Here is an 11,625-nt window from a genome sequence, read left to right on the forward strand (position 1 = left end):
ATCAGATCCGGGCTTCGGTGGCGATGGACGGCGGACGCCAGGCGAGGAGCCGGCGTTCGAGGAGGGTGAGCAGCCACTCGGCGAGCAGCGCCATGACCGTGATGATGATCATTCCGGCGTAGATCCCGGCCGAGTCGAAGGTTCCTTGCGCGTGGTTGATGAGCAGGCCGAGGCCCTTGTCCGCGCCGGTGTACTCGCCGACGATCGCGCCGATCAGCGCGAACCCGAAGGCGACGTGCAGGCTGGCGAGGATCCACGAGGTCGCGCTGGGCAGCACGATCGTCGTGAGGATCTGGCGGGGACCGGCGCCCAGGATGCGGGCGTTGTCGATGAGGGTCTTGTCGACCTCGCGGGCGCCCTGGAAGGCGTTGAAGAAGACGGCGAAGAAGACGAGGACGACGGCGGTGGCGACCTTGGACTGCATGCCGAGACCGAACCAGATCACGAAGAGCGACGCGAGCACGATGCGCGGGATCGCGTTCGCGGCCTTGATGAACGGCGCGCACACCTCGGCGAGGAAGCGGCCCCGGCCGAGCAGTACGCCGAGCACGACTCCGGCCAGCGAGCCGATCACGAAGCCGGCGACGGCCTCCTCCAGGGTGACGGCCATCTGCTCCCAGATCGACCCGAACGCCGTCCCGGAGGTGAACCAGTCGACGATCCGGCCCCCGATGGCGCTCGGCTTCGAGTAGTAGAAGGGGTCGAGGAAGGTGCTCGCGGACAGCTCCCAGCTCCCGAGCCACAGCACGATCAGGAGCACCCGCGTTGCGGTGATCTTGGGGGCGCGCACGCCGCGCGGGCGGCGCCGTGCGGGAGCGTCGGCCTCGGCCACGGCGCCCGGCGGGGCGGCGGCCACGGGTGTTCGGACATCAGGCGACATTGCCGGCTCCTCGGGCGCGGGTGATCTCGACCTCTTGGCGCAAGGAGTTCCAGACCTCGCGGTAGACGGCGAGGAACGACTCCTCCAACCGGATCTCCTCGACGCGGCGAGGGCGCTCGAGATCGACGGGGATGACGTTCTTGGTGGTGGCCGGGGCGGCGGTCATGACGACGACCGTGTCCGCGAGGGCGATCGCCTCGGTCAGGTCGTGCGTGACGAACACCACGGCGGCCCCCGTACCGGACCAGAGATCCAGCAACAGGTCCTGCATGTGCTCGCGCGTCTGCACGTCGAGCGCGCTGAACGGCTCGTCCATGAGCAGGATGGACGGCTCGTTGATCAGCGTCTGGGCCAGGGCGACGCGCTTGCGCATGCCGCCGGAGAGCTGGTGCGGGTAGTACCGCTCGAAGCCGGCCAGCCCGACCTTCGCCACCCACTCCTTCGCCTTCTCGCGGGCCTCCTTCTTGCCCGCGCCCCGGTAACGGGGGCCGGCGGCGACGTTGTCGAGCACGGAGCGCCAAGGCAGCACGGCATCCTGCTGGAACATGTAGCCCAGGCCGTCGGGGATGCCGGTCACGGGCCTGCCCTCGACGAGCACGTCACCGTCGCTGGCGGCCGCCAGCCCGGAGATCATCGACAGGCTGGTGGACTTGCCGCAGCCCGTGGGGCCGACGACGCTCACGAACTCGCCCCGGCCCACGGTCAGGGTCATGTCGCGGGCGGCGGTGTAGTCGCGGCCGTCGCGGGTCGGGAAACGCTTGGTGACACCGCGCAGCTCGATGGCGTGACCGTCCGCCGCCGGCCTGCCTGCGGCAAGGGACGCGGGGGCGGAGGACACCGCCTGCGACCCGGCGGCCGCTGAGGGGCCTGGGCTCGTCATGGCGTTCGACTCCTTCGAATTTCGGTGCGTGACATATCTCGGCAACATCGGCCTGATAGTCAGTTGGGGGGAACGGGAAAACGCTCCCCGGACCGTAGGCCGGTGTGACGGGTATCACTAGGCTTGTGCCAGTTGTGGGAGCAATGCGCATAGTTCGCGTTTTGCGCTTTTTGCGCGCGAGGCCATGCGCGGTGCGCGGAGGTATCGTGCTGCCATGCCCTGGCCCGAGAAGAGGCCCCGTCTGCGCTTCGCGACACAGGCCCTGCTCGTCCAGGTCGCCGTGCTCCTGCTCATCATGGGGAGCGGCTTCGGGCTGGTGGCCTACCTGCTCCACGCGGAGCTGGAGAAGCAGTACGAGCAGCGGGCCCTCGCCGTCGCACGCTCGGTGGCGGCCGACGAGCAGATAATCCAGCACGTCGCCGCCCACGACCGATCGAACAGTGTGCAGCGGCGCGCGGAGGCGGCCCGCCGCCGCACGGGCGTGCTCTTCGTGGTCGTCGCCGACGATCACGGCATCCGCTACTCCCACCCCGACGCCACCCGCCTCGGGCAGCGGGTCAGCACCGAGCCGGAAGCCCTCAACGGTCACGAGGTCGTCACCTTCGAACGCGGCACGCTCGGGCTCTCCGCCCGGGGCAAGGTTCCGCTGATCACCGGGGCCGGTCGCGTGGTCGGCCAGGTCAGCGTCGGCATCGCGGCCGGCGAGGTGTCCCGGCGCGTCGGCGACCTGATGCGGGCCGCCGCCGGGTTCACCGGGCTCGCGCTGGCCCTCGGCGTGGTGGCCGCCGCCGGGCTGGCCCGCCGCCTCAAGCGCCAGACCCTCGGGCTGGAGCCGGCCGACCTCTCCGACCTGCTCCGCGAACGCGAGGCCGTGCTGCACGGCATCGACGAGGGCGTACTGGCCATCGACCCTGCCGGGCGCATCACCATCTGCAACGACGCGGCGGCCCGCCTCATCGGCGACAGCCCGGCGCAAGGCTCCTCCGTCGCGGACGCCGGCCTGCCGCCCGGCCTGCGCACCCTGCTGGCCGACCGCACCAGCGCGCGCGGCGTGCTGGTGGCCACCGAGGAGCGCATGCTGGTCGTCGCGGCCGCGCCCGTACGCCGCGGCGACCAGGATCTCGGCCACGTGCTGACCATGCGCGACCGTACGGACCTGGACGCGATGGCGCGGGAGCTCGATGTGGTGCGCGCGCTGTCGGACGCCCTGCGCGCACAGGCCCACGAGTACACCAACCGCCTGCACACGCTCTCCGGCCTGCTCAGCCTGGGACACCGGGAAGAGGCGATCACATACCTTCGGGAGCTGGCCGACGACCCGCTGGCCACCGAGTACGGTGACGGCGGGCGGCTGCGTGACCCCTACATCCGCGGGCTGCTCGCCGCCAAGACCGCCGTCGCGTCCGAGTGCGGGGTCGACCTGCGGCTCAGCGCCGACTCCTTCGTCCCCGCCCAGCTCAGGGCCCCGCTGGACGTCGTCACGATCCTCGGCAACCTGGTCGACAACGCCACGGCCGCTGCTCAGGCCGGCGCGCGGCGTCCCGCCTGGGTGGAGGTCTCCCTGCTCGCCGAGGCCGACATCCTGCACCTCGTCGTGGTCGACAGCGGGGACGGCGTGCCCCCGGAGGCCGCGGACCGGCTGTTCGACCAGGACTACACGACCGCCGCCGACGACGCCCGGCCGCACGGCGTGGGCCTGGCGCTCGCCCGGCGGCTGACCCGCCGCCACTGCGGCGAGCTGTCCCTCACCCGGCCCTCGGGCGCCGACTGCGGCGCCGTCTTCGTGGCACGGCTCCCCGGCGCGATCGACCCACCGGCCGGCCCCGGCACGGCCTGCGAGCCCGGCCCCGATTCCCGTTCGCCGTTCTCCGCCCTGCCGTCCGGAGGTGCGCCATGATCCGTGTGCTGGTCGTCGACGACGACTTCCGGGTGGCGGACGTGCACGCGCGGTACGTCCGCCGGGTGCCGGGCTTCGAGGTCGTCGGCGTCGCGCACACGGCCGCCGAGGCGGTCGAGCTGGCCGAGCGCCTGCGCCCCCACCTCGCGCTTCTCGACCAGTACCTCCCGGACAGCCCCGGCATGTCCATCGCCCCGCGGCTCGGATGCGACGTCATCATGCTGACCGCCGCCGCCGAACGTGCCGTCGTACGGGAGGCGCTCCGGCGGGGCGTCGTCAACTACCTGGTCAAGCCGTTCTCCGAGACCGACCTGGCCGAGCGGCTGCGGGCGTACGCGCGGTTCCACGGGCAGCTGGGCGGCGACCAGCACACCCTCGACCAGTCGGAGATCGACCGCGCCGTCCGGGTGCTCCACGAGGGCGACCGCGTCGACGCGGCCATCCGCAAGGGACGGTCGAGCCAGACGGCGCACCTGGTCATCGACGCCGTACGGACGGCGGCCGAGCCCGTCACGGCCGCCGACGTCGCCGCCCGGCTCGGGCTGTCGCGCGCGACGGCGCAGCGCTACCTCTCCGACCTCGCGGCGGACGGGCGGGTCACCGTGGGCCTGAGGTACGGCACCACCGGCCGTCCCGAGCATCTCTACCGCTGGCCCACCCAGCCCCCGAGGTCATAGGGCGGGAGAACGCGCCCCCGAGCGCGTCACGGCCCTAGCGGGCGCGGTGCTCGGCGGCCTCGACGACGTTGGTGAGCAGCATCGCCCGCGTCATGGGGCCGACACCGCCCGGGTTGGGCGCCACGAACCCGGCGACGTCCTTCACACCCGGCGCCACGTCGCCCGCCAGCTTGCCGTCCACGCGGGAGACGCCCACATCGAGCACGGCGGCCCCGGGCTTCACCATGTCGGGCGTGATCAGCCCGGGCACGCCGGCGGCCGCCACGACGATGTCGGCCTCGCGCACGCGAGCGGGAAGGTTGTGGGTGCCGGTGTGGCAGAGGGTCACGGTGGCGTTCTCGGTGCGGCGGGTCAGCAGCAGCCCGAGCGGGCGGCCGACGGTGATGCCGCGGCCGATGACGGTGACGTCGGCCCCCTTGATCGGCACGCCGTACTCCTGCAGGAGCACCACGATGCCCCGGGGCGTGCACGGCAGCGGGGCGTCCACCATGTGCACGAGCCGGCCGAGGTTGACCGGGTGCAGGCCGTCGGCGTCCTTGCCGGGGTCCATGCGCTCGATCAGCGACTGGGTGTCGAGGTGGCGGGGCAGCGGGAGCTGCACGATGTAACCCGTGCAGGCCGGGTCGGCGTTGAGCTCGTCGATCGCGGCCTCCACCTCGGCCTGCGAGGCCGTCTCGGGAAGGTCCTTGCGGATCGAGGCGATGCCGACCTCCGCGCAGTCGCGGTGCTTGCCGGCCACATAGATCTGGCTGCCCGGATCGTCGCCGACCAGGATCGTGCCGAGGCCGGGGGTGATCCCCTGGGCGGCGAGCCTGCTCACCCGCTCCGCCAGGTCGGCCTTGATCTTCGCTGCTGTGGCCTTGCCGTCGAGAATCTGCGCGCTCACAACTCGCCATCCTTCCATGCCGTCCCGCCGGGCCGTGCCCTGAGGGAGGTATACCTGGCACTACCGTGGCCTGGAGGGCGCGCGGGATAGCTTCTGATGGTGCGCACCCGGACCGCCCTGGAGGCCCTGTCACGGCATCCGCCGTCCTTCCTGCGGTCCCCGTGGCCGTGGAGATCGCTCGCCTACCTGCTGTCCAGCGCCCTTCCCGGCCGCGGCCTGGCCGCCGCCGTCCGGGAGGCCGCCGGCCGCTCCCCCGTCCCGGTGGAGGTGGAGATCGACCTGCCCCGGCGGCCGCCCGAGGCCGTGGAGACGACGGCCTACTACGTCGTCACCGAAGCGCTCGCCAACCTCGCGAGGCACAGCCGGGCCTCCCGGGCCCGGGTACACGGCCTGCTGGACGGTGACATGCTGGTCGTCGAGATCCGCGACGACGGGATCGGCGGCGCCGATCCGGCGCGCGGCACCGGGCTGACCGGGCTCGCCGACCGGGTCGCGCTCATGGAGGGCACGCTCTCCATGTCGAGCCCGCCGGGCGGGCCGACATCGATACGAGCGGAGATCCCGTGCGCGTGGTGATCGCCGAGGACGCCGTCCTCCTGCGCGAGGGGCTGACCAGCCTGCTGGAGCGCTTCGGGCACGAGGTCCTCGCCTCGGTCGGCGACGCCGCCTCACTGGTCGCCGCGGTGGAGGAGCACCGGCCCGACCTGGTGGTCGCCGACGTCCGCATGCCGCCCCGCCACACCGACGAGGGCCTGCGCGCCGCGATCGAGCTGCGCGCGCTCCCGGCGTCCACCGGACCGGCCCGGAGCGCCCGGCATGCCGCCGCCGGCTCCGGGCCTTGAAGAGCCCAGGAGCCGGCGTCCGGGTGGTCAGTGGAAGAAGTGGCGGGTGCCGGTGAAGTACAGCGTGATGCCGGCCTTGGCCGCGGCCTCGATGACCTCCTCGTCGCGGATGGACCCGCCGGGCTCGACGACGGCCTTCACCCCGGCGTCGATGAGGATCTGAAGCCCATCGGCGAAGGGGAAGAACGCGTCCGAGGCCGCGACGGAGCCCTCAGCGCGATCCCCGGCGCGCGACACCGCGAGCCGCGCGGAGTCGACGCGGTTCACCTGGCCCATGCCGACGCCCACGGTGGCCCCGCCGGCGGCGAGCAGGATCGCGTTCGACTTGACCGAACGGCAGGCCTTCCACGCGAAGGCGAGGTCGGCCAGCATCTCGGGCGAGGCGGCCGAACCGGCCTTGAGCTCCCAGGCGGCCGGGTCGTCACCGGGCGCGTCCACCCGGTCGACGGTCTGGACGAGCAGGCCGCCGTCGATGCGGCGGTACTCGGCGGGGTTGGACGGCCCCGCCGGGCAGCGCAGCAGCCGGATGTTCTTCTTCTTGGTGAGCACGGCCAGCGCCTCTTCGGTGTACGAGGGCGCCACCACGACCTCGGTGAAGATCGGCGCGATCTGCTCGGCGAGCTCCTCGGTCACCTCGGCGTTCACCGCGATCACGCCGCCGTACGCCGACACCGGGTCGCAGGCGTGCGCCTTGCGGTGCGCCTCGGCCACGTCGGCGCCGACGGCCAGGCCGCACGGGTTGGCGTGCTTGATGATCGCGACGGCCGGCTCGCCGAAGTCCCACGCGGCACGCCAGGCGGCGTCCGCGTCGACGTAGTTGTTGTACGACATCTCCTTGCCGTGCAGCTGCTCGGCGTTCGCCAGGCCGTCGGTGCCGCCGGTGTACAGCGCCGCGCCCTGGTGGGGGTTCTCCCCGTACCGCAGCACGGCCCGGCGCTTCCAGGAGGCGCCCATGAAGCCCGGCCAGGCGGTGTCCTCCTCGGGGGCGTAGACGCTCGCGAACCACGAGGCCACCGCGGTGTCGTAGGCCGCGGTGTGGGCGTAGGCCTGGGCGGCGAGGCGGCGGCGCTCCGGCTCGGTGAAGCCGCCCTCCTCGATCGCCCGCAGTACGTCGCCGTACCCGCGGGGGTCGACGACCACGGCCACCGTGCCGTGGTTCTTCGCCGCCGCCCGGATCATCGCCGGCCCGCCGATGTCGATCTGCTCGACGCACTCGGCCTCCGAGGCGCCGGAGGACACCGTCTCCTGGAACGGATACAGGTTGACCACGACGAGCTGGAACGGCTCGATCTCGAGCTCTTCGAGCTGCTTGACGTGGGAGGGGTTCGACCCGTCGGCCAGCAGGCCCGCGTGCACGCGCGGGTGCAGGGTCTTGACCCGGCCGCCGAGGCACTCGGGGAAGCCGGTCAACGACTCCACCGGGGTCACCGGCACGCCGAACGAGGCGATCTTCGACGCCGTGCCCCCCGTGGACACGATCTCGACGCCGGCGGCGTCCAGAGCCCGGGCCAGCTCCTCCAGCCCGGACTTGTCGTATACCGTGATCAGCGCGCGCCGGATGGCGATGCGGGTCACTTCGTGCTCCTCCCTGTGTCCGGGCGTCCGGGAGTTCCCGGCCGGCCCGGAGGTTGCGACTGGCTCAGACGGTCTCGATCGCCCAGGCGGACGTGGCGGCCGGTCACCGTCCAGCCGTCCCGGGCCATGCGGCCCACGACCTCGACGAGCAGGCGGCGCTCGACGACCTTGATGCGCTCGTGGAGCGAGGTCTCGTCGTCCCCATCCTCTACGGCGACCGCCTCCTGCGCGATCACCGGACCGGTGTCCACACCCGCGTCGACGAGGTGCACGGTGCAGCCGGTCACCCGGACGCCGTACGCGAGGGCGTCGGGGACGGCGTGCGCCCCCGGGAAGGACGGCAGCAGGGCGGGATGGGTGTTGACCACCGGGAAGGCGCCGAGGACCTCCGGGCCGAGGATCTTCATGAAGCCCGCCGAGACGACGAGGTCGGGTTCGTGCGCGGCGATCGCCGCGCGGAGGGCATGGTCCCAGGCCGCGCGCGCCGGGTGGTCGGCCAGCTTGACGACGAAGGTGGGCAGGCCCGCGCGCTGTGCGCGGGCGAGGCCCTCGATGCCGTCGCGGTCGGCGCCGACGGCGACGATGCGGGCGCCGTATGCGTCATCAGCGGCGGCATCCATGAGGGCCTGTAGGTTGGTCCCCGAACCGGAGACGAGGACCACGAGCCGAGCCGACAGGGCTGCACTCCTTCGGGGCGACGTTGACGGTAAGGCTGTCAGCGTATCGGCCCGCCCGCTCCACGACGCAGAGGAGGTCAGGTGCAACCACCCGCGGAGACCTCGGGAGGCGAGGTCGGGCGCCGCGCGCTGCTGCTCTCCATCGGCGCGCTGGCCCTGACTCTGCTGGTGCCGGTGTTCGGCCTGGCTCTCGGCGTGTTCTCGATCGTCGTGAGCTTCCGGGCGTGGCGCGTCCTTTCCGGACGGCGCCGGCCGGTCGTGCTGCCGATCTTGGGGTTGCTGCTCTCGGTCGCGTCGATCTGCGTGGCGGCCGGGGTGTTGTGGGTGCAGATGTACTTCACCGGCGAGCTGAGCGCCTACACCGAGTGCATGAAGGGCGCGGGGACGGCCACCTCGCAGCAGGTGTGCGTCAGCGAGCTCGAGCGGGCGGTGGAGCACCGGCTCCCGTTCATGCCGAAGGGCAGCGTGAAGATCCCGTTCCCACCGTGAGACCGGCCGCATATCGGCCTATATCGTGAAATATATCGGCGGTATGCCTGGCGTCTCCTGCCGAGCGGCCGGGCCTGGGGGCGATCGCACCGCCGGACGCGTCCCCGCGAATCCCAAGGAGAACCATGAACGCCTGCACCCACCTCACCTTCATCCGCGACGTCGAGCCGCACACCCCTCTCGGCTGCGAGGACTGCCTGGCCTCCGGATCGCGCTGGGTCCACCTGCGCACCTGCCTGACCTGCGGGCACGTCGGCTGCTGCGACTCCAGCCCCAACCGCCACGCCAGCCGGCACTACACCACCGCCGGGCACCCGATCGCCGAGTCGTTCGAACCCGGCGAGGACTGGGCGTGGTGCTTCCCCGACGAGATCCTGTTCGAGCCCTCCCCCAGCGGCCGGGGGGCACGCTCGCACGTGTAGCGCGCCGGCCGTCCCGCCGTCGCCTCCCGTCCCCGCCCTCCCTGGACGGGGCGAGGAGCCGGGTGCCCGGCGAGGCGACGATCAGGAATCCCGGTCCCACGCGTAGGGGTCGAGATAGATGATGTGACCCCCGCGGTCGTCGGACTCGTCCACGATGTCGCGGCGCGGAGGCCGCGGCTCCTCGCGCTTCGCCGCCGCGCGGTCCTTTCCCGCGGCCGCTCCGGCTCCGGCCTGGCTCTTGCCCCCAGGCGCCTTCCCGGTGCGAAGCCCCTTCGCGGGAGGCGGTTCCAAGCTCTCCACGGCCGCCGAGGCGTGCTCGTCGGTCCAGTCGGCGCGGATCACCGGGATGGGCTGGGTGTCGGCCTCCGTGGCGTCCATCCAGTGGCCGGGCAGCTCGCTGGTGACCGGTGGCGCGGCGGGCTTCACCTTGCTCGCCACCCTGACGATGACTTCCCCTGCCCTGCGTACCGGCGTCGCCGGGACGCCGGCGCCGTGGAACACCAGCCACCAGTTGGTCAGCCCCGCCGAGATGCCGGCGGCGACGCCGACCTCCAGGGTCACCGACAGCGCCACCTCCCACGCGGAGGGGCCCACGGCCGACAGCCGGGTGCCGCCGAGCGGGCCTCCCGCGAGCGCCGCGAGCAGCCCCGCCGACAGGCCGGTGGCCAGGCCGCAGACGAAGCCCCAGAGCGGCGCGGACTCGAAGTGCGGCGTCGGGGCGATGCGCGCGACGAACACGCCGGCGACCGCGCCCGCGATGAAGGGGATCGCCAGCACGCCCATGAGCCACGGGGACATGACCCCCGAGTCGGGCAGGGCGCCGAGGATCGGCAGGGCCGGCACGGCGCCGAGCTGGACCCCGGTGGGCGCGACCAGCGTACCCGTGCCCAGCGCGAAACCGGGGCCACTGATGTACGCCATGCCCCAGATGACGAAGTTGAACAGGTACAGCGTCTCCACCAGCAGGAGGAGCGAGCCGCCGACGAACCCCGGCGCCAGGAGATCCGAGAGCCGCTGGATCTGCCCGAAGTCGGCGACGACCGCCACGAGCACGAGCACGAGCCCCGCCGCCAGCAAGGTCGACAGCGCGACCGCCGTGCCGACGACGACCGACCTCGCGCGCTCGGGAAGCAGGCGCAGCATCGAACGCCAGGGGCCGATGGTGCGGGCGGTGGCCAGCGATCCGGCGACGAACGCCAGCACGAGATGGCTCAGCAGCGCCTCACCGACGAACGGCTGGGTCACGTTGTTCTGCGCGACCAGCGCGATCACCCCGGCGAGCAGGGCGTACGGCGCGGCCAGCGAGATGCCCGCCTGCGCGATCAGCACGAGCTGGGCGCGGCGGCGGGCGTTGGCGAGGTCTTTGGGGCTCCCCTTCGGCAACCGGGCCGGCAGCCGCAGCCGCAGGTCGGCGTCCCGGGCCATCCACATCGCGGCGCGGTACAGCAGGGCGGCGGGCAGCACCGTCAGGCCGAGCGGCAGCAGGCCGACGCGCCCGCCCGGGATCGCGAAACCGGCGTGGTGGGCGGCCAGCCAGACCTGGCAGGCGGCCCGGAACACGCCGGGAAGCCCCTGCCCGAAGGCTCCGCGGGGCGCGGCGATCCACCCGACCAGGGTCAGCGTGGTCAGGACGGCGAGGCCGACGCCGAGGGTCCAGGCGGCGGCGAGCATCCCGGAGACGGGCAGCGGACGGCGCGCCTCGTCGTCGTCACCTGCGCTCCCCGCGAGGGGGATGCGGCTGAGGACGGTGCGGGGGGCCGCCCGGAGCTGGTCGAAAAGGGCCGTCACAATAGTCGATGGTCTCAGCCTCAGCCGCCGTCGGGGGCGTACCGAGCCCGCGTGTCGCCCCGTTTGTCCCCGCGACGATCAACGGACCACGTGGCATGCTCCGCATGGAGGGGTGTCCGCAAAGGCTCGCCGGGTTGCTCATCGTACGGCGGCGCCGGCATCGCCGTACCACCTCGCGCCGACCCGGCGCCGGTTGGAAGCACCATGCAGGGCGGAAAGGAACGGCACCCGGCGAAGGTAAGTGGTCACCGCTAGAGCGGGAAAGAGAGGGACGCCCGGCCGGCAGCCGGGCGTCCCTTGGTCTCGCTATGTCGCGGTCTCGCGGTCTCGCGGTCTCGCGGTCTCGCGGTCTCGCGGTCTCGCGGTCTCGCGGTGTCGCGGTGTCGCGGTCTCGCGGTGTCGCGGTGTCGCGGTGTCGCGGTGTCGCGGTGTCGCGGTCTCGCGGTCTCGCGGTCTCGCGGTCTCGCGGTCTCGCGGTCTCGCGGTCTCGCGGTGGGTCTTAGCGGGAGCGCATGACCTCGCGCATGAGGCGGGCGGTCTCGCTCGGGGTCTTGCCGACCCGGACACCGACCTTCTCCAGCGCCTCCTTCTTGGCCTGCGCCGTACCCGCCG

General features: G+C 72.8%; 11 protein-coding genes and 2 pseudogenes. 6 read left to right on the plus strand and 7 right to left on the minus strand.

What is annotated here, in order from left to right; all coding sequences use genetic code 11:
* Position 1: 1 nt before the first annotated feature.
* Entirely contained in the window at positions 2-880 is an 879-nt protein-coding gene (locus tag MYF83_RS37150) for an ABC transporter permease (RefSeq protein WP_248965496.1), read from the minus strand.
* Complete coding sequence (locus tag MYF83_RS37155; protein WP_248965497.1) at positions 870-1,760, minus strand: ABC transporter ATP-binding protein; 891 nt, start codon at positions 1,758-1,760, stop codon at positions 870-872. Before MYF83_RS37155 ends, MYF83_RS37150 begins: the two co-directional genes overlap by 11 nt.
* A gap of 214 nt (positions 1,761-1,974) precedes the next feature.
* Here MYF83_RS37155 and MYF83_RS37160 point away from each other — a divergent pair, with 214 nt between their 5' ends.
* Positions 1,975-3,657, plus strand: coding sequence for a sensor histidine kinase (locus MYF83_RS37160; protein ID WP_248965498.1), 1,683 nt, complete (start codon positions 1,975-1,977; stop codon positions 3,655-3,657).
* Positions 3,654-4,334, plus strand: coding sequence for a response regulator (locus MYF83_RS37165; protein WP_248965499.1), 681 nt, complete (start codon positions 3,654-3,656; stop codon positions 4,332-4,334). The genes MYF83_RS37160 and MYF83_RS37165 overlap by 4 nt, the downstream gene beginning before the upstream one ends.
* Positions 4,335-4,368: 34 nt before the next feature.
* On the opposite strand, the gene MYF83_RS37170 is transcribed toward MYF83_RS37165, so the two are convergent.
* Complete coding sequence (locus MYF83_RS37170) at positions 4,369-5,220, minus strand: bifunctional methylenetetrahydrofolate dehydrogenase/methenyltetrahydrofolate cyclohydrolase (protein ID WP_248965500.1); 852 nt, start codon at positions 5,218-5,220, stop codon at positions 4,369-4,371.
* 96 nt (positions 5,221-5,316) lie between these two features.
* On the opposite strand from MYF83_RS37170, the gene MYF83_RS37175 reads away from it, so the two are divergent.
* Both MYF83_RS37175 and MYF83_RS37180 read left to right on the plus strand, forming a co-directional pair.
* A complete protein-coding gene (locus tag MYF83_RS37175) occupies positions 5,317-5,796 on the plus strand; it encodes a sensor histidine kinase (protein WP_248965501.1) in 480 nt (159 codons plus the stop codon).
* Positions 5,784-5,996: pseudogene (locus MYF83_RS37180) on the plus strand (response regulator transcription factor); the annotation flags it as partial. The gene MYF83_RS37175 and the pseudogene MYF83_RS37180, both read left to right, overlap by 13 nt.
* 93 nt (positions 5,997-6,089) lie before the next feature.
* On the opposite strand, the gene purH reads toward MYF83_RS37180, so the two are convergent.
* Positions 6,090-7,637, minus strand: a complete 1,548-nt coding sequence (gene purH / locus MYF83_RS37185; RefSeq protein WP_248965502.1) for a bifunctional phosphoribosylaminoimidazolecarboxamide formyltransferase/IMP cyclohydrolase — start codon at positions 7,635-7,637, stop codon at positions 6,090-6,092.
* Positions 7,634-8,314 carry a phosphoribosylglycinamide formyltransferase gene (purN, locus tag MYF83_RS37190; RefSeq protein WP_248965508.1) on the minus strand — a complete coding sequence of 227 codons (681 nt, stop codon included), beginning with the start codon at positions 8,312-8,314 and terminating at the stop codon, positions 7,634-7,636. Before purN ends, purH begins: the two co-directional genes overlap by 4 nt.
* 81 nt (positions 8,315-8,395) lie before the next feature.
* Between purN and MYF83_RS37195 the strand changes: the two genes are divergently transcribed.
* Both MYF83_RS37195 and MYF83_RS37200 read left to right on the plus strand, forming a co-directional pair.
* Positions 8,396-8,803 (plus strand): hypothetical protein, encoded by a 408-nt coding sequence (locus MYF83_RS37195; protein ID WP_248965503.1) that lies wholly within the window; start codon positions 8,396-8,398, stop codon positions 8,801-8,803.
* 125 nt (positions 8,804-8,928) lie between these two features.
* Positions 8,929-9,225 (plus strand): UBP-type zinc finger domain-containing protein, encoded by a 297-nt coding sequence (locus tag MYF83_RS37200; RefSeq protein ID WP_248965504.1) that lies wholly within the window; start codon positions 8,929-8,931, stop codon positions 9,223-9,225.
* A gap of 81 nt (positions 9,226-9,306) precedes the next feature.
* Here the strand turns inward: MYF83_RS37200 and MYF83_RS37205 are convergent, their stop codons facing one another.
* Together MYF83_RS37205 and MYF83_RS37210 are read right to left on the minus strand one after the other, a co-directional pair.
* Positions 9,307-11,013 carry a cell division protein PerM gene (locus MYF83_RS37205; protein ID WP_248965505.1) on the minus strand — a complete coding sequence of 569 codons (1,707 nt, stop codon included), beginning with the start codon at positions 11,011-11,013 and terminating at the stop codon, positions 9,307-9,309.
* A gap of 499 nt (positions 11,014-11,512) precedes the next feature.
* Positions 11,513-11,625 (minus strand): annotated as a pseudogene (locus tag MYF83_RS37210) (succinate--CoA ligase subunit alpha); the annotation flags it as partial.

The organism is Sphaerisporangium perillae (genome assembly GCF_023276435.1).
Lineage (GTDB): Bacteria > Actinomycetota > Actinomycetes > Streptosporangiales > Streptosporangiaceae > Sphaerisporangium > Sphaerisporangium perillae.

What these genes read in the sequence shown, in the direction of transcription:
- MYF83_RS37165 (WP_248965499.1), top strand. Translation starts at nt 3,654, where the DNA reads ATGATCCGTGTGCTGGTCGTCGACGACGACTTCCGGGTGGCGGACGTG.
- MYF83_RS37200 (WP_248965504.1), top strand. Translation starts at nt 8,929, where the DNA reads ATGAACGCCTGCACCCACCTCACCTTCATCCGCGACGTCGAGCCGCAC.
- MYF83_RS37155 (WP_248965497.1), bottom strand. Translation starts at nt 1,760, where the DNA reads ATGACGAGCCCAGGCCCCTCAGCGGCCGCCGGGTCGCAGGCGGTGTCC.
- MYF83_RS37150 (WP_248965496.1), bottom strand. Translation starts at nt 880, where the DNA reads ATGTCGCCTGATGTCCGAACACCCGTGGCCGCCGCCCCGCCGGGCGCC.
- MYF83_RS37175 (WP_248965501.1), top strand. Translation starts at nt 5,317, where the DNA reads ATGGTGCGCACCCGGACCGCCCTGGAGGCCCTGTCACGGCATCCGCCG.
- MYF83_RS37160 (WP_248965498.1), top strand. Translation starts at nt 1,975, where the DNA reads ATGCCCTGGCCCGAGAAGAGGCCCCGTCTGCGCTTCGCGACACAGGCC.